Genomic DNA, 14,719 nt, shown 5'->3' on the forward strand with positions numbered 1-14,719 from the left:
GACAGTTGTAGCGCTCGACCAGCGTCACGTCGGCGCCGGCCTTCGCGGCAGCCCACGCCGCTGCGCAACCCGCCGGGCCGCCGCCGATCACCACCACATCGCACTTGTGATAGACGTCGATCTCGCGCGCCTCCTCGCGGATCGTGCCGCCGCGCCGGGGCGGGGGCAGGGTGTGCCGGGTGCTCTCGAACACGTCGGAGCCGAGGAAGCGCTCCTCGCTGTGGCCGGCGATCCGCTGCAACTTCACGTCTTTGTCGTCGGCCACGTTGCGCTCCCAATTTCACCGAAGTGCTATGCCCTCGAGCGCGGAGAGGCAAGCCGCGCGGCGGCTTTCGCATTGCGCCCCGGGAGGGCATTCGCTAGGGCGCCCACTCCGCGTGAGGCCCGATGGCGGAGTGGTTACGCAGAGGACTGCAAATCCTTGCACGCCGGTTCGATTCCGGCTCGGGCCTCCACTCCCCTCCAGCGCCGGGCGACCCTGAGATGAGCAGCGCCACGAGAGCTCCGGTGCGGCGCCCGCTGATCGTCGCGGCGATCATGCTGTCCTCGTTCATGATCGCCATCGAGCAGACTATCGTCGCTACGGCGATGCCGCAGATCGTGCGCTACATCGGCGGGCTCTCGCTCTATTCGTGGGTGTTCTCGTCGTTCCTGCTGACCCAGGCCGCTACCACCGTGCTGTTCGGCAAGCTGGCCGACCTTTACGGGCGCAAGCACGTGGTTCTGGCGGGCATCGCCATTTTCCTGATCGGCTCGATCGGTTGCGGCTTCGCCTGGTCGATGCCCTCGCTGATCGCGTTCCGGCTGGTGCAGGGCCTCGGCTCCGGGGCGATCATGCCGGTGACGATGACCATCGTCGGCGACCTGTTCCCCGCACGCGAGCGCGGCAAGGTCCAGGGTTGGCTGGCGAGCGTGTGGGGGGTCTCCTCGATCGCCGGGCCGCTGGCGGGCGGGTTGATCATCCAACACCTGAGCTGGGCGTGGATCTTCTGGATCAACGTGCCCGTCGGGCTCGCCTCGGCGGCACTGTTCTTCCTCTTCCTTCGTGAGGACGTCGAACACAAGAAGCGCAGCGTCGATGCAGCGGGGGCGGTGCTGTTCGCGCTCGCGGTCGCCGCGTTCATGCTGCTGTTGACCGAAGGCGGTTCGGGCCGAGTGTTCCTGCCGGCGCTGTCGCTCGCGGTGTGCCTCGTTTGCGCGGCACTGTTCGTGCTCCAGGAGCGGCGCGCAGCGGACCCGATGATCGCCTTCTCGCTGTGGTCCCGGCGAGTCATGGCGACGACCAACGGTGCGAGCCTCTTCAGCGGCGCGGCGATGATCGGGGTGACGAGCTTCCTGCCGATGTACGTCCAGGTCGAGATGGGCCGCTCGCCGCTCGTCGCCGGGTTCATGCTCACCGCCATGGTGCTCGGCTGGCCGATCGCCGCGACCTGGAGCGCGCGCAACTTCCACCGCTTCGGGTTGCGCCGGGTGCTGATCGCGGGAGCTGCGCTGATCGCGCTCGGCGGCGTGCCCTTCGTCCTCCTCAGCCCGACGACGTCGCCTTACGTCGCCGGCCTCGGTTCGCTGGTGATGGGCTTCGGCATGGGCTTCTTCAACACCGCCGCGATCATCATCGTGCAGGACAGCGTCGAGTGGCAGGAGCGCGGGGCGGCGACGTCCTCTTTCGTGTTCGCGCGCAACCTCGGCAGCACGCTTGGCGCCGCGGCGCTCGGCGGGTTGCTCAACTGGCGTCTGACCAGCGGCGGGTCGGGCTCGCTGCAGGACATCCAGCGCGCGCTCGCTGGCGGCTCATCGGCCACGCTGGCGGCGAGCAAGCAGGCGCTGGGGGAGGGCCTGCACCTGACCTTCTGGGGCGTGCTGGCCGTTGCCGCCGCAACCCTTTTGCTGGCGCTATGGGTTCCCCACGTCGAGTTGCGCCCGCGAGGCGAAGGGCACGGCGGCTAAGGTCCAGACCCTAGAGCACCATCAGGTCGTGCGCGAAGATGACCTCGCCCGAGAAGTGCTTCCTCGCCGCGGCGATCCACATTCCGTCGGTGACCCCCGGCATCAGCGAGACGGTGTGGGCGATGACCAGGGTCTTCACCCCGGCTTCTTGGGCTATCCGCCCTGCTTCCTCGATCGGCGTGTGCGAGCTGACCACGTGCTGCAGAAGCTTCTGCGCGTCCCCCGCAATCGCCGAGCCGCGTTCCTGGTTGTCGACGCGCGCATCGCCGGTCCGGCCGGCGAGAGCCGGGGCCTGGTTGGGATTGAGATAGATAGCCTCGTGCACCAGCACGTCGGCGCCCTTGGCCAGTTCGACAACGCTTTGCACCGGCGAGGTGTCGCCGGAAAAGGCGATCGAGCGGCCCGGTGTGTCGATGCGATAGGCGAGCGACTTGAAGATCGGCGTGTGCTTGACCAGCGTGCAGCTGACCTTGACCGTGCCGTCGTCCATCACCGCCTGCGGAGTGCTGAGCTCGTGGGCGGTGACCGGACCCATCGGTGGATGGCCGATGTCGTCGAGCCAGACGTCGACGTCTGGCTTGATCGCCTGCAGGTACCCGTCGAGCACCGTCTGGAGCGGCGGCGGGCCGTAGATGTCGAGCGGCCGGGTCAGCCCGGCGTACCAGGCGAAGTAGACCAGCGTGCCGAGCTCGATGTTATGGTCCGGGTGATTGTGGGTGATGAAGATGTTGCGGATGTCCTGCAGCTTCAGTCCGCCGCGGACCAGCTGCTCGCTGGCACCGTAGCCGCAGTCGACCACATAGACCCGGTCGCCGACGACCACCGCGTAGCACGTCATGTACTGCGCTCCGCCGACGCTGGGGCCGGCGCGCGAGCCGAGGATGTAGAGCTTGGTGTCGCTTTCCGGGGTGGCCAGCGCCATCCGCGAGGTGGCGAGCGATGCAGCAGCGGACACCGCTCCCGCGGTCCGCAGAAGACCGCGGCGGTCGATATTCCAGTTCTGACCCACTTTGATTACCCTTCCGATGTTCCGCCCCCAGGCGGCGGAATGGTGAATCCCTGCTCCCTTTCTCACAGGCTTATCGGCCGCTCGACGCTTGTCAATCGAGCACGGGGATTGCGGCCTCGCGCCAAGGCGATTAAGGGCCCGCGCTGTGCCGCCTTAGCTCAGTTGGTAGAGCATCGCATTCGTAATGCGGGGGTCACAGGTTCGAGTCCTGTAGGCGGCACCATACCCCATCAATCGAGAACGATCACCTCGCCCGCCAGCCGCTCGACCTCCGCGGCCGCGTGGCTGACGAGCAGCGTCGGCAAGCCGAGCTCGTCGCGGATGCGTTCGATCAGGCGCAGAATCTCCTCGGCGCGCGGCGGATCGAGCGAGGTCAGCGGTTCGTCGAGCAGGAGGAACTTCGGTGCGGCGAGGAGCGCACGGCCGATCGCCACGCGCTTGGCTTCACCGCCCGAGAGCGTCGCTGGAAAGCGCCGTGCGAGGTGGCCGATGCCGAGGAAATCGAGCGCTTCCGAGCGCGTCATCAACCCGGCTTCGGCCTGCTCTCCGTAAGCCAGGTTGGCGGACACCGTGCGGTGGGGGAACAGTCGCAAGTCCTGAAACACGTAGCCGGCGCGGCGGCGCTCGGGCGGCAGGTCGATGCCGATGGCGCTGTCGAACAGGGTCTCGCCGCCGATGCGGACGTGGCCGGAAAGCGGCTCGTGGAGACCGGCGATGCAGTTGAGCAGCGTGGTCTTGCCGATTCCCGATGGGCCGGTGATTGCCACCAGCTTCGCCTCGCTGGCGATCTCGCACTCGCGCGTGCCCTCGCCGGCGCGGTAGGTCAGGGCGATGTCAAAGGACATGGGCGCGCCTTCCGTGCGAACGGCGCACGAGGAGTTCAGAAGCGAGCAGAGCGGCCACCGAAAGCAGCACAGAGATGATTGCCAGGCGCGTCACCGCCGCTTCTGCTCCGGGCACCTGCAGCCCGGTGTAGATCGCCAGCGGCAGGGTGCGCGTCTCTCCGGGAATGTTGGAGGCGAAGGTGATCGTCGCGCCGAACTCCCCAAGCGAGCGGGCGAAGCCGAGCATGGTCCCGGCGAGCACCCCCGGCAGGCTGAGCGGAAGCGTGATCGTGAGGAACGCGCGCCACGGGGTCGCCCCCAATGTCCGCGCCGCACCGACCAGCTTGCGGTCGACGGCCTCGATCGACAGGCGCATCGCCCGCACCATCAGCGGTAGCGCCATCACCGCCGCGGCGAGGGCGGCGCCGGTCCAGCGGAACACCAGCACGAGGCCGGTCGTCTCCTCGAGCCAATGCCCCAGAGGCCCCGTGCGACCGAACAACAGCAGCAGGACCCAGCCGGTCACCACCGGCGGCAGCACCAGCGGCAAGTGCACTGCCGCGTCGAGCAGGATCCGCCCCGGAAAGCGCCGCCGGGCGAGCAGCCAGGCGAGGGCGTAGGCGACCGGCACGGTCAGCGCGACCGCGAGCACGCTGACCTTGAGCGACAGCGCGACGATCGCCCATTCGGCGGAGGTTGGCCAAGGGGCCATCAGAGGGGTTCGAATCCGAAGCCGGCGAAGATCGCACGGCCCCTTGGCGATTGGAGGAACCGCTCGAACGACTCCGCCTGCGGGCTTCTGGAGGCGGCGAGGATCGCGACCGGGTAGCGGATCGGCGGATGGCTCCCGGAGGGGAACGTCGCCACCACGCGCACCTTGGCGGAGGCCGCGGCGTCGGTCGCATAGACGATGCCCAGCGGTGCCTCGCCACTTTCGACGAGGGCGAGCGCGGCGCGGACATTCTCGGCGCGGACGATCCGGCCCGCGAGCTCGCCCCAAATGCCAAGATGCTCGAGCGCGGCCTTGCCGTACTTGCCCGCCGGCACGGCTTCGGGATCGGCCATCGCCAGCCGCCCGTTGCCGATGGCGGCGCCGATGCTTGCCGGGTTGGAGAGATCGACCGTCGCCGCGCTGGCCTTGGGAGCGATCACGACGATGGTGTTGCCCAGAAGGTCGTGGCGGGTGCCCGGCCGCAGAGCGCCGCCCGTCTCGACTGCATCCATCCACGCCTCGTCGGCCGACACGAACAGGTCGGCCGGCGCGCCGCTCTCGATCTGCCGGGCGAGCGCGGAAGACGCGGCGAACGAGAGCACCGGGTGAGGGTGATCCTGCTTCGCCCAGGCATCGGCTTCCGCCTGAAGGGCTTCCTGAAGGCTCGAAGCGGCCAGCACCACGAGGGGCTTCGGGCCGACACCGTTCGGACCACAGGCGGCGAGACAGAGGATGACAATGGGCGCTAGGATGCGGGCGACGGACCGGCTGAGCATTGGCGAGCTATATATCTCGGTATACAACTGGTCCAGTGCCGAGGAGGAGGCGGAAATGGCGCGGCTCAAGCTGAAGCTACAGCTTTACTGCGGCGACGAGATCGCCATGGGGCCGGGCAAGGCGGCGTTGCTGCGGGCGATCGCCCGCACCGGCTCGATCTCCGCTGCCGGCCGCGAGCTGGGGATGAGCTATCGTCGCGCCTGGCTGCTCGTCGACACGATGAACCGCTGCTTCGCCGAGCCGCTGGTCGAGGGGCGCTCGGGCTCGGGCGCGCGAGTGACGGCGGCGGGCGAGGCGGCGCTGGCCGATTACCTCGCGCTGGCCGAGCGGGCCGAGCACGCCGCCGACGGGGCCGCGTTCGAGCGGCTCGAGAAGATGATCCGCACGCATCCGGACTAAGGCGCGATCAGCACCTTGCATTGGCTGGCGCGGTGCTTGAGGCTTTCGAACACCTCGGGCGTCTCGGCGAGCGAGATGGTGTCGGTGACCAGCAGCCGAGGCTCGATCGCGCCTTCCGCCAGCGCATCGAGCGAGGCCAGGTATTCCGGCACGGTGAAGAACGCGCTGGTGACGAGGCGCACTTCCTTCGAGAGCATCGCGAAGCTGTTGAAGGTGTCGGGCTTCGTGCACAGGCCGAGCAGCAGGATCGTGCCGCGCGGGCGCACCTGGCTCACCGCCTGCTCGATCAGGCCGGGAATGCCGACGCACTCGAAAACAATGTCGGCCTGGCCGCCTAGCGCGCGCTCTGCGCTGCCGACTGGGTCCGCCGGATCGACGACGAACACGTCGGCGCCCATCTCGAGCGCGCGGGCTTGCTGGAATTCGGCGATGTCCTGGATCGCGACCTTGGCGGCACCCAGCCGCTTCGCCCAGAAGGCCACGGCGAGGCCGATCGGCCCGGCGCCGAGGACCAGGACCTTGTCACCCTGTTGCAGGCCGGAGAGGTTGACGCCGTGCTGCGCCACCGCCAGCGGCTCGATGATCGCGCCGTCGGCGAGCGACAGGTCGGCGGGCAGCTTGATGCACTGGTTTGGTCGCGTGAGCGCGAATTCGGCATAGCCGCCGCCTTGCAGGCCGAACTGCGCGCACCATTGGACCTCGCCCTTGCGGCAGTGCTGGCAATGGCCGCAGCTCTTGAGCGGGATCACCGAAACGAGATCGCCGGTCTTGAGGCCCTCGGCGCCCTTACCGAGCGCCACGACCTCGCCGGCGAACTCGTGGCCGAGCACGTCGCCGTGCTTGCAGCCGTAGGCGGCATCCTCGGTCATATGGAGGTCGGAGCCGCAGATGCCGCAACGGCCGACCTTGACGACCACCTGGCCATCGCCGGGGGTCGGATCTGGCAAGCTCTCAAGCGCGAGCGGCTTGTGCAGCTCCTGGAAGACGACCGCCCGCATCTACTCGGTCCAGCGGGGTTGTTCGCCCTTGGCGACTTCGCTGGAGTTTACCAGCAAGAAGCCATCGAGGATGTCGATCGAGTTGGGGAAAGCGGCCTTCACCCGCGCCTGCAGGTCCTTCGAGTCCTTTGAGGCGGCAACCAGGCCGGGCCAGGCGGCGATGTACTTGCGACTGAAGGCGATCCCGCTGGCATCGTTGGGCAGGTCCGGCTTGGCGTGCCCGGCGACGACGATCTCCGGCTTTAGCGCCTCGAACTGCGCAAGCGACTTGTCCCACGCGGCAATGTCCGCCGGGCTATGCTCGCCGAACCACAGAAACATCTGGTTGTAGACCAGGTCGCCGGCGATCAGCGCCTTGATGTCGGGCACCCACAAGGCCGTGGCATGGACGTGATCGCCCTGCATCGGCCCGAGCACCTTGAGCGCATGACCTTCGAGCATGATCGTGTCGCCGGTCATGGCCGCGGGCGCGCTCGGGTGCGCGGGGCCGTTCGCTCCAAGCATCGGGCTCCAGCGCTTCACCTTGAACGGCAGCGAGCGCCAGATGTCGGCAACAACGGTCGGATGAGCGACGATTTGCGCGTCTGGGAAGGCCTCGGCGATCACGTCCATCGAGAAGTAGTGATCCGGGTGGTCGTGGGTGACGAACACCGTCGTGAGGCGCTTGCCACTGTCGAGCACCATCGCGACCACCCGGTGCGCGTCGGCCTTGGTGAAAGGCGGATCGACCAGCACGGCATCGTGCTCCCCCTCGATCAGGGTAGCGTTGGAATAGAGCGATCCCGCGCTGGTGCGCAGCACTTCGATCTTGAGTGGCGGCTTGTCCTGCGCAGCGACAGGTGAGGCAAGCGATGCCAACGCGGCAAAGGCGACTCCGACGATCCGGTTCATGAGCTTCCCCTCAATTCAGCGGCTTGACCGGCCCGAGCTGCATGCCGCCGTCGATCATCACGTGGGCGCCGGTGATGTAGCTGCCGGCGTCACTCGCCAGCAGCAGCGCGAGCGGCTTGATCTGGTAGGTTTCGGCCATGCGCCCGACCGGGACCAGCTCGTCCCACGCCTTCTTCGCCGCGGGGTTCTTCTTGACCCAGCCATCGCCGATATTGGTGACGAACGGGCCGGGCGCGATGGCGTTCACCCGGATGCCATACGCGGCGAGCTCGTAAGCGGCGTGGCGCATGAAGTGCTTCACGCCCGCCTTCGCCGCCATGTAGGGCACGCCGACGATCGCCTCGTTGACCTCGGCGGCGTTCGAGCTGGTGATGACGATGGCGCCACCACGGCGTTGCGTATTGGCCTTCATCACCCGCGCCGCCTCGCGCACGGTGTGGAACACGCCGGTGAGGTTGATGCCGATCGACTTGTACCACCGCTCGGGCTCGTAGACGTCGATCTGCCCGGCGGGATTGCGCATGCCTTCGGGGGTCCAGAAGCCGTTGCCGACATCGAGCCCGGCGTTGGCGAAGGCGATGTCGCAACCGCCGTAAGCAGCGACGTGGTTGTCGAACGCCTGCGCCACCTGATCGAGTTGCGCGACGTCGCACACGTCCCAGCGTGCTTCATAGCCTTCGTCGACCAGCCGCTTGGCCTCACGCTCGGCACCTGCTGCGTCGATGTCGGTCAGCGTGACCTTCGCGCCCCCTTCCGCCATGCATTCGGCATAGGCGAGCCCGATCCCGCTCGCCGCCCCGGTAATCAGCGCCGAGCGGCCGCGGATGTCGAACTGGTCGAGGGTCTTGGGGCCTTCGCTCACAGATACAGCTTCGGGTTCACCGCGATGCCCTGCTCCTTGCAGTAGCTCTCGTAGTGGTTGATCATCCACCACACGTCGACCGTCTCGATCAACTGCGCCTGGTTGTCGTAGAACTCGATCGGGCCGACCATCCAGCCCCACAGCTTGCAGCCCTCGGGGTGGTCGGTGACGAGCGTGTGGCTTTCGCCCGGCACTTCGAAGATCAGCCCGCCGGGCGAAGCGACCCAGTCGTATTCGAGATAGCGGACCGAGCCGGTGATGCAGACCATCGTCACCGTGCCGCGGTGGAAGTGGGTGCCGATCGTCCCCGGGCCCTTCATCCACAGGATGTTCGAATAGGCGTTCTGGCGCACGTCGAACGCGAGGTGCTTGATCGCCGCGCTGTCGCCGAACGGCACCCACGGGCTGTCCCTGTCGCTTTCGGCGTCGATGTAGCGCCCGCCCGGCGTGTGCGCGCGGACGAGGTCCTTGTAGTTGAACGGGACGTCGACGATCCGCTGCTCGGTGTTCGGCGGGGCTTTCATCTGGCTGGCCATTGGGGCGGCTCCTTTCAGCGGATCAGGGTGTCGAGGTAGTCGGCGCCCACGCCGACTTCGTCGTAGTGGGCGCGGGCGTCCTTCATGTAGTCGAACACGTCGTAGTGGCCGACGGTGTTGCCCTGCTCGTCGAGCCACATCAGCGGGCCCGAAACGACGAAGAAAACCTTCATCGGGTCAGGGTGCTCGTAGCTGACCAGCGTGTGGCTCTCGCCAGGGGTCTCGAAGATGAAGTCGCCCGCGGTCGCGGTCCATTCGTGCTCGAGGTAGGCCCACTTGCCGCTGATCGTGTACGCCCAGATCGGCTTGGGGTGGTAGTGCCGGTTCACGATGCAGGGTTTCTTGGCCATCAGCACGTCTGCCCACATGTTGAGCGTCGGGCTGATCCACACCGGTTTCGAATAAACGTCCTCCACCTGCGGCCGTCCGATCGGCACCCACAGCCGCTCGTCGCCCTCGGCGATCTTGGCGAAGTAGGCTTCGGGCTTGGCACCCGGGCGGAGCGCGTGGGGGACCGGCGGCGTGCCTTTCCACGGCTCGGTGGTGGGAGCTTCGGGCATCGGTATTCCTCTCTCAGTCGTTCAGGCTGCGGCGGGCGTCATCCCCCGCTTGGCGAGCACGCGCGGCGCGCTTTCCTTGAGGCCGAAGGCGAACAGGCCGCCGACCAGTGTCAGCCCGACCATGATCCACAGCGGAGCCTGCAGGCCGTAGGCGTCGGCGAACACGCCGGCGATAGCCGGTCCGCCGGCGCCGCCGATGATCTCGCACGCGCCCATGCACAGGCCGAACACCGTGGCCGCCATAACCGGCGGCACGCTCTCCGACGGAACGGTGGCCATGAACAGCGGGAAGATACCGTTGAGCGCCCAGCCGACGAAGAAGATCGCCACCATGCCGGCGTAAGGCCCGGTGTAGTACATCGCCCCGAGCGGCAGGATAAGCGAGATGAACGGCATCGCGATCATCACCGGGCGGCGGCCGATCACGTCGGAAAGGCCCGCGGTGAGGAAGCTGCCGAGCGTCGCCGAGATGCCCAGCGTGCCCATCAGCCAGCTCTGGTCGCTGGCGCTGTAGCCGCGCACCTGCGTGAGATAGAGCGGCATGAACGCCCAGGTGATTACCAGGTAGGCGACGAGCACCACGCCCATGACCACGCAGATCCAGATGTTGCGGATCTGCAGCGCTTCCCAGATCGCCGCGATGTAGCCGCCGATGCCCTTGCCGGTCGCGTGCGGCGTGGGCGGAGCCGACGAGTTGACCGAGGGTACCGGCTCAGTTTCCTCGTGCTCCGGCTCCTTGAGCGTGAACCAGATCAGCGCAGCGCAGATTAGGCCGGGAATGCCTGCGATGTAGAACGCCTCGCGCCAGCCGTACTCCTGCGCCAGCATCGTCAGCACGACCGGGGCGACGAACGAGCCGAAGAAGTTCGAGCCGAAGTTCTGCGCCACGCCCTGGGCGAGCCCGCGCTTGGCCGGATCGACTTCGCTGGCGACCATCGCGTGGCTGATCGGCATGACCCCGCCTTCGGCGAGGCCCATCAGGATGCGCGCACCGATCAGCATGGCGAAGGTCGCGGCAAGGCCGGTGAGGAACGAGCACGCCGAGAACGCCGCGGTGGCGATCACCAACAGCAGCTTGCGGTTGCCGACGATGTCCGACACCCGGCTGACGCCGAACGCGGCGATTGCCCAGATGAAGCTGAAGATGCCGGCGACGTAGCCGACCTGGCTGTTCGACAAGTGCAGGTCCGGCTGCACGAAGGGCATCAGGAAATTGAGCGAGTTGCGGTCGAAGAAGACGATTCCGAAATTGACGCTCAGCAGCCCGACGAGCCAGGCCTGGTATCCGGGGGAATTGCGTTTGCTGCTCATCGACTATCCTTACAGGAACGAACGAACCGGATCGCTGCCGTCCCAGCCGAGGCTGGCTTTCCAGAAGCGGGTGAAGGTCTCGTCCATGCCTGGCGTGACCGGAAGAAGCTCGAGGAAGCCCCACTGCACGCCGGCGCCGTTGTCGAGGTAGACCACCTCGCCCCCGGTCGGCACCGCGGCGCGGAACGCTTCCGTGTAGCCGCGCGCCTGGTAGGCGAGGCTGTCGGCGTCGACGTCGGCGCTGGCGAGGCCGAAGTGATGGAAGCCGTAGCCACGGTGGGCGATGGTTTCGCGATAGACGCTCGGGTTGTTGTCGAGCGGCTGGATCAGTTCGATCAGCATGTGCCCGGCAAAGCCCATGCCGATGGTGATGTCGGCGGTGGATTCCTCGCCGCGATAGGTCTGGCCGGGCACGAGGAAATGGTCGAGCACGAAGAACGGCCCGGCGCCGGTGTTCTTCACCCAATGGTCGATCGCCGAGGGCAGATCCTCGACCACGAACGCGGTCTGCGCGATGCCGCCCATCGGCTGGCCGTAGCCGAGCTCGTCTGCCATGTGCCTCTCCACCCCCGGATCAAGTCCGGGGTTCGGCAATGGCTCGCCAATCGGCGCGACAAAGTCAATCACGCCGTGCTAGGCAGGGGCCAACGGAGACGAAATATGGCCACCCAGATAAAGCGTGACCTCCAGTGCAGCGCCGCCGAATGGGCCGCGCGGCAGGACCTCGCCGCCTGCTATCGGATCTTCGACATGCTCGGCTGGTCGGAGTCGATCTACAACCACATCACCTTGCGCGTGCCGGGCGAGGAAGCGTTCCTGATCAACCCGTTCGGCCTGCTGTGGTCGGAGGTGACCGCCAGCAACCTGGTCAAGATCGACAGCGAGGGCAACAAGCTGTGCGGCAGCCCCTATCCGGTCAACCTGGCGGGCTTCACCCAGCATTCGGTGTTCCACAAGCACCTGCCGTGGGCGCACGCGATCGTCCACACGCACACCCCCGACACGATGGCGGTGTGCTCGAGCGAAGAGGGGCTGACGCCGACCAACTTCTATTCGTGCTTCTTCGAGGGCTCCATCGGTTATCACGATTTCGAGGGCATCACGGTGCGCGCCGAGGAGGGCGAGCGACTGATCCAGAACGTCGGCAACCATCAGGTGCTGATGTTGCGCAACCATGGGCCCGTGGTGATGGCGCCGACGCTGCCGGCGATGTTCCTCAGCTACTACATGTTGCAGCGCGCCTGCGAGATCCAGGTCAAGACCAATGCCCTCGGCAAGCCGATCACCGTGCCGCCCGACGTAATCGAGGTGCACCAGCGCGACCGCGACCAGATGCTCACCGCCGAGTTCGGCAAGCTCGACTTCGAGGCGTGGAAGCGCAAGCTCGACACCGCCGACCGCGGCTGGCGCGACTGATCCGCGCTCGCTAGGACGACCCGATGCCGAGCCTGACCGTCAACGCGCGGCCGCTGCGCTTCGACCTCGATCCGTCGACCCCGCTGCTGTGGGCCTTGCGCGACGCGGCCAATCTCACCGGCACGAAGTACGGCTGTGGCGTCGGCGATTGCGGCGCGTGCATGGTGCTGGTCGACGGCGAGGCGCTGAGGAGCTGCCTGATCACGCTCGGCGAGGCCGAGGGCCGGGTGGTCGTCACCATCGAAGGCCTCAGTCGCGACCGTTCCCACCCGGTGCAGCAGGCCCTAGTGGCCGAACAGGCCATCCAGTGCGGTTTCTGCACGCCCGGAATCGCCATCGCCGCCGCGTCGTTGCTGGCGAAGAACGCCGCGCCGAGCGACGACGAGATCAGGCAGGCCATTCCGAACCTTTGCCGCTGCGGAGTGTACCAACGGCTGGTGCGGGCGATCCAGCGCGCCGCGCGAGTTACGGCTCGGCAGGAACGAATCAGCGCCGCGCCCGCTCCCGGGATAAGCCCGGCCGATGCCGCCTCCGCGGTGCCGGCGATGCGCAACGATGGACGCGAGGAGACACGATGAAGGCGACGATCTGGCACAACCCCGGCTGTGGCAAGTCGCGTGCGACGCTGGAGATTCTCCAGGGTCGCGGCGACGTCGATCTCGAGGTGCTCGAATACCTCAAGAACCCGCCGGGCCGCGACAAGCTCGTCCAGCTCTATCGCGATGCCGGCATCGCCCCGCGCGAGGGCGTGCGCACGTACGGCACCGACGCCGAGGAACGCGGCCTCACGACCGCCGACGACGCCACAGTGCTCGACGCGATGGTCGCCGATCCCCGGCTGATCGAGCGGCCGCTGGTCGAGACCGACAAGGGCGTTCGCCTGTGCCGCCCGCCCGAACGGGTCAACGAAATCCTCTGACCGCCTGTTGCATCGCGCCGCCTAATCTGCAAACCCCGGCCCGGCCGCGCCCCTCATGCCGGGGCATCACGAGAGGCACGATTTTGTATGAACGGTAACGAGCTCGCCGAACGTCGCACCGGCGTGAAGCTCAGGCGGAAGATCGCCGAGGCGCTTGGGCCGGCGGGCGTGTTCTTCCGCGGGTTTCTCGAGCATCCGCGGATGGTCGGTTCGATCATTCCCTCGTCGCGCAACACGATTCACAAGATGCTCGCGCCGGTGAAGTGGAACGAATGCAAGCTGTTCGTCGAATACGGCCCCGGCGTCGGCACCTTCTGCCGCCCGGTGCTCGACCGCCTGCCGCGCGACGGTGCGCTCCTCGTGATCGACACCAACCCCTTGTTCATCGACTATCTCAAGCGGACGATCCGTGACAGCCGCTTCCACCCCGTCCTCGGTTCGGCCGAGGACGTCGAGGCCATCGTCCAGGCACTCGGCTACGACAAGGCCGACTACGTCCTCTCGGGCCTCCCTTTCTCGACGCTGCCCGAAGGGGTCGGACCGGCGATCGCCGCGGCGACCCACCGGGTGGTACGCCGGGGCGGGGCGTTCCTGACTTATCAGTTCAGCGCCACCGCGCGCGATCTCACCGCGCGTCATTTCAAGCGCATCGAGACCGGCTTCGCCTGGTGGAACATCCCGCCGTGCCTGCTGTGCTGGGGCTGGCAGGAAGCCTGACCTTCGTTATTCGAACGTTTCGCTGAGCGCGGCCGGCGACGGCCCGGCGAACTGCGCGTGAACCGCCGAGAGCACGGCGAGGAAGGTCGTCACCCATGCGGCGTTCAGCATGCTGCCGACCAGGGCCTCGCCGAAGTGCGCCGCTTCCGTCCCGAACAGGCCGAACAGCAGGCCGAGCACCATCGAAACCACCAGCATGACCACGATGTAGGCGGCGAACAGCAAAACGAAGAACGCGAACAGCCGTCCGCCGTTGCCGTGGGTCAGCTGCCACGAGCGGGCGAGGGCCTTCAGCGGGCTGCCGACGTTCTCCTTGATCAGGATCGGCGGCACCAGCGAGAAACGCACGAACAGCACGGCCCATGCGACAAGGCCGGCGAAAATGACGATCCCGGCGAGCCACGTCGCGCCGGTCAGAGCCGCGAGGAGGAGAACGACCATCAGCGCGAACGACAGGGCCATCCCCAGCACCAGGTAGGCGGTTATATAGGACAGGACCTTGCGCGCTCCGAGCTTCAGCGCCTGCGCCACAGTCGGGCGGCGGCGGTCCGACAGCAGCGCGATCAGTCCGAGCATGCCGGCGGCCTGCACCACGATGATGATCAGGATCACCCACCAGAGCTGGCCATAGAAGGCGGAAAGCCGCTCCATCACCGCCTTCGCGTCGTTCGACGCGGCCGCGCTCATTCCGGCCAGGGGATCGGGCGAAATAAGCATGAAGGCGAAATATGGGAGGAAGAAGAACACGCCGGCGACCACCAGGATCACGTCGCGGTTGCCGCCGATGCGCCTGACGGCGTCGCTCCAGGCCAGATTCATCTCGAGTTTCATCGCTTAGCTT

At 67.2% G+C, this 14,719-nt stretch carries 19 protein-coding genes and 2 tRNA genes; 8 read left to right on the top strand and 13 right to left on the bottom strand.

All coding sequences use genetic code 11. From position 1 onward, the window contains the following. On the bottom strand, positions 1-265 hold a 265-nt coding region (locus G7B69_RS16850), incomplete at its 3' end, for an FAD-dependent oxidoreductase (RefSeq protein WP_243415158.1). A gap of 116 nt (positions 266-381) precedes the next feature. Here G7B69_RS16850 and G7B69_RS12375 point away from each other — a divergent pair. Together G7B69_RS12375 and G7B69_RS12380 are read left to right on the top strand one after the other, a co-directional pair. Further along, positions 382-455, top strand: a tRNA-Cys gene (locus tag G7B69_RS12375). Between the two features lie 28 nt (positions 456-483). After that, a complete protein-coding gene (locus G7B69_RS12380; RefSeq protein WP_166179737.1) occupies positions 484-1,947 on the top strand; it encodes an MDR family MFS transporter in 1,464 nt (487 codons plus the stop codon). 10 nt (positions 1,948-1,957) lie between these two features. Here the strand turns inward: G7B69_RS12380 and G7B69_RS12385 are convergent, their stop codons facing one another. Further along, positions 1,958-2,902, bottom strand: a complete 945-nt coding sequence (locus tag G7B69_RS12385; RefSeq protein WP_166179739.1) for an MBL fold metallo-hydrolase — start codon at positions 2,900-2,902, stop codon at positions 1,958-1,960. Between the two features lie 201 nt (positions 2,903-3,103). Here G7B69_RS12385 and G7B69_RS12390 point away from each other — a divergent pair. Continuing rightward, a tRNA-Thr gene (locus G7B69_RS12390) sits at positions 3,104-3,179 on the top strand. Between the two features lie 7 nt (positions 3,180-3,186). On the opposite strand, the gene G7B69_RS12395 is transcribed toward G7B69_RS12390, so the two are convergent. From G7B69_RS12395 to modA, 3 genes are read right to left on the bottom strand one after another with little or no spacing between them, the layout of a single operon-like run. Next, positions 3,187-3,801: an ATP-binding cassette domain-containing protein gene (locus G7B69_RS12395; RefSeq protein ID WP_166179741.1), complete on the bottom strand. Its 615-nt coding sequence runs from the start codon at positions 3,799-3,801 to the stop codon at positions 3,187-3,189. Beyond that, on the bottom strand, positions 3,791-4,492 hold the full coding sequence (gene modB, locus G7B69_RS12400; protein ID WP_166179743.1) for a molybdate ABC transporter permease subunit: 702 nt from the start codon (positions 4,490-4,492) through the stop codon (positions 3,791-3,793). The genes G7B69_RS12395 and modB overlap by 11 nt, the downstream gene beginning before the upstream one ends. Further along, positions 4,492-5,268 (bottom strand): molybdate ABC transporter substrate-binding protein, encoded by a 777-nt coding sequence (gene modA / locus G7B69_RS12405; RefSeq protein WP_166179907.1) that lies wholly within the window; start codon positions 5,266-5,268, stop codon positions 4,492-4,494. The genes modB and modA overlap by 1 nt, the downstream gene beginning before the upstream one ends. 55 nt (positions 5,269-5,323) lie before the next feature. Here modA and G7B69_RS12410 point away from each other — a divergent pair, with 55 nt between their 5' ends. Beyond that, the gene (locus G7B69_RS12410; protein ID WP_166179745.1) at positions 5,324-5,668 is read left to right on the top strand and encodes a winged helix-turn-helix domain-containing protein; all 345 of its coding nucleotides are present in this window, start codon (positions 5,324-5,326) and stop codon (positions 5,666-5,668) included. Here G7B69_RS12410 and G7B69_RS12415 read toward each other — a convergent pair. From G7B69_RS12415 to G7B69_RS12445, 7 genes are read right to left on the bottom strand one after another with little or no spacing between them, the layout of a single operon-like run. Next, on the bottom strand, positions 5,665-6,666 hold the full coding sequence (locus G7B69_RS12415) for an alcohol dehydrogenase catalytic domain-containing protein (protein ID WP_166179747.1): 1,002 nt from the start codon (positions 6,664-6,666) through the stop codon (positions 5,665-5,667). The genes G7B69_RS12410 and G7B69_RS12415 overlap by 4 nt on opposite strands. Continuing rightward, on the bottom strand, positions 6,667-7,557 hold the full coding sequence (locus G7B69_RS12420; protein ID WP_166179749.1) for an MBL fold metallo-hydrolase: 891 nt from the start codon (positions 7,555-7,557) through the stop codon (positions 6,667-6,669). 10 nt (positions 7,558-7,567) lie between these two features. Beyond that, positions 7,568-8,419: an SDR family NAD(P)-dependent oxidoreductase gene (locus tag G7B69_RS12425; RefSeq protein ID WP_166179751.1), complete on the bottom strand. Its 852-nt coding sequence runs from the start codon at positions 8,417-8,419 to the stop codon at positions 7,568-7,570. Further along, entirely contained in the window at positions 8,416-8,955 is a 540-nt protein-coding gene (locus G7B69_RS12430) for a 2,4'-dihydroxyacetophenone dioxygenase family protein (RefSeq protein WP_166179753.1), read from the bottom strand. The genes G7B69_RS12425 and G7B69_RS12430 overlap by 4 nt, the downstream gene beginning before the upstream one ends. Positions 8,956-8,969: 14 nt before the next feature. Then, positions 8,970-9,515, bottom strand: a complete 546-nt coding sequence (locus G7B69_RS12435) for a 2,4'-dihydroxyacetophenone dioxygenase family protein (RefSeq protein WP_166179755.1) — start codon at positions 9,513-9,515, stop codon at positions 8,970-8,972. 21 nt (positions 9,516-9,536) lie between these two features. After that, a complete protein-coding gene (locus G7B69_RS12440) occupies positions 9,537-10,826 on the bottom strand; it encodes an MFS transporter (RefSeq protein WP_166179757.1) in 1,290 nt (429 codons plus the stop codon). A gap of 9 nt (positions 10,827-10,835) precedes the next feature. Then, a complete protein-coding gene (locus tag G7B69_RS12445; RefSeq protein ID WP_166179759.1) occupies positions 10,836-11,381 on the bottom strand; it encodes a VOC family protein in 546 nt (181 codons plus the stop codon). A gap of 105 nt (positions 11,382-11,486) precedes the next feature. Between G7B69_RS12445 and G7B69_RS12450 the strand changes: the two genes are divergently transcribed. From G7B69_RS12450 to G7B69_RS12465, 4 genes are all read left to right on the top strand, one after another. Beyond that, positions 11,487-12,242: a class II aldolase/adducin family protein gene (locus tag G7B69_RS12450; protein ID WP_166179761.1), complete on the top strand. Its 756-nt coding sequence runs from the start codon at positions 11,487-11,489 to the stop codon at positions 12,240-12,242. Positions 12,243-12,265: 23 nt separating this feature from the next. Further along, complete coding sequence (locus G7B69_RS12455; protein ID WP_166179763.1) at positions 12,266-12,820, top strand: (2Fe-2S)-binding protein; 555 nt, start codon at positions 12,266-12,268, stop codon at positions 12,818-12,820. Continuing rightward, a complete protein-coding gene (locus G7B69_RS12460) occupies positions 12,817-13,161 on the top strand; it encodes an arsenate reductase family protein (RefSeq protein ID WP_166179765.1) in 345 nt (114 codons plus the stop codon). Before G7B69_RS12455 ends, G7B69_RS12460 begins: the two co-directional genes overlap by 4 nt. A gap of 87 nt (positions 13,162-13,248) precedes the next feature. Beyond that, positions 13,249-13,878 (top strand): class I SAM-dependent methyltransferase, encoded by a 630-nt coding sequence (locus G7B69_RS12465; RefSeq protein WP_166179767.1) that lies wholly within the window; start codon positions 13,249-13,251, stop codon positions 13,876-13,878. A 6-nt stretch (positions 13,879-13,884) separates the two neighbouring features. Here the strand turns inward: G7B69_RS12465 and G7B69_RS12470 are convergent, their stop codons facing one another. Further along, positions 13,885-14,709, bottom strand: coding sequence for a glycerophosphoryl diester phosphodiesterase membrane domain-containing protein (locus G7B69_RS12470; RefSeq protein ID WP_166179770.1), 825 nt, complete (start codon positions 14,707-14,709; stop codon positions 13,885-13,887). Between the last annotated feature and the right edge of the window lie 10 nt (positions 14,710-14,719).

The sequence above is a fragment of the Croceibacterium segetis genome (assembly GCF_011320115.1).
GTDB classification, from domain to species: Bacteria; Pseudomonadota; Alphaproteobacteria; order Sphingomonadales; family Sphingomonadaceae; genus Croceibacterium_B; species Croceibacterium_B segetis.

Coding starts and splice junctions, on each gene's coding strand:
- G7B69_RS12380 (WP_166179737.1), top strand. CDS start 484: ATGAGCAGCGCCACGAGAGCTCCGGTGCGGCGCCCGCTGATCGTCGCG.
- G7B69_RS12395 (WP_166179741.1), bottom strand. CDS start 3,801: ATGTCCTTTGACATCGCCCTGACCTACCGCGCCGGCGAGGGCACGCGC.
- modB (WP_166179743.1), bottom strand. CDS start 4,492: ATGGCCCCTTGGCCAACCTCCGCCGAATGGGCGATCGTCGCGCTGTCG.
- modA (WP_166179907.1), bottom strand. CDS start 5,268: ATGCTCAGCCGGTCCGTCGCCCGCATCCTAGCGCCCATTGTCATCCTC.
- G7B69_RS12410 (WP_166179745.1), top strand. CDS start 5,324: ATGGCGCGGCTCAAGCTGAAGCTACAGCTTTACTGCGGCGACGAGATC.
- G7B69_RS12415 (WP_166179747.1), bottom strand. CDS start 6,666: ATGCGGGCGGTCGTCTTCCAGGAGCTGCACAAGCCGCTCGCGCTTGAG.
- G7B69_RS12420 (WP_166179749.1), bottom strand. CDS start 7,557: ATGAACCGGATCGTCGGAGTCGCCTTTGCCGCGTTGGCATCGCTTGCC.
- G7B69_RS12430 (WP_166179753.1), bottom strand. CDS start 8,955: ATGGCCAGCCAGATGAAAGCCCCGCCGAACACCGAGCAGCGGATCGTC.
- G7B69_RS12435 (WP_166179755.1), bottom strand. CDS start 9,515: ATGCCCGAAGCTCCCACCACCGAGCCGTGGAAAGGCACGCCGCCGGTC.
- G7B69_RS12440 (WP_166179757.1), bottom strand. CDS start 10,826: ATGAGCAGCAAACGCAATTCCCCCGGATACCAGGCCTGGCTCGTCGGG.
- G7B69_RS12445 (WP_166179759.1), bottom strand. CDS start 11,381: ATGGCAGACGAGCTCGGCTACGGCCAGCCGATGGGCGGCATCGCGCAG.
- G7B69_RS12450 (WP_166179761.1), top strand. CDS start 11,487: ATGGCCACCCAGATAAAGCGTGACCTCCAGTGCAGCGCCGCCGAATGG.
- G7B69_RS12455 (WP_166179763.1), top strand. CDS start 12,266: ATGCCGAGCCTGACCGTCAACGCGCGGCCGCTGCGCTTCGACCTCGAT.
- G7B69_RS12460 (WP_166179765.1), top strand. CDS start 12,817: ATGAAGGCGACGATCTGGCACAACCCCGGCTGTGGCAAGTCGCGTGCG.
- G7B69_RS12465 (WP_166179767.1), top strand. CDS start 13,249: ATGAACGGTAACGAGCTCGCCGAACGTCGCACCGGCGTGAAGCTCAGG.
- G7B69_RS12470 (WP_166179770.1), bottom strand. CDS start 14,709: ATGAAACTCGAGATGAATCTGGCCTGGAGCGACGCCGTCAGGCGCATC.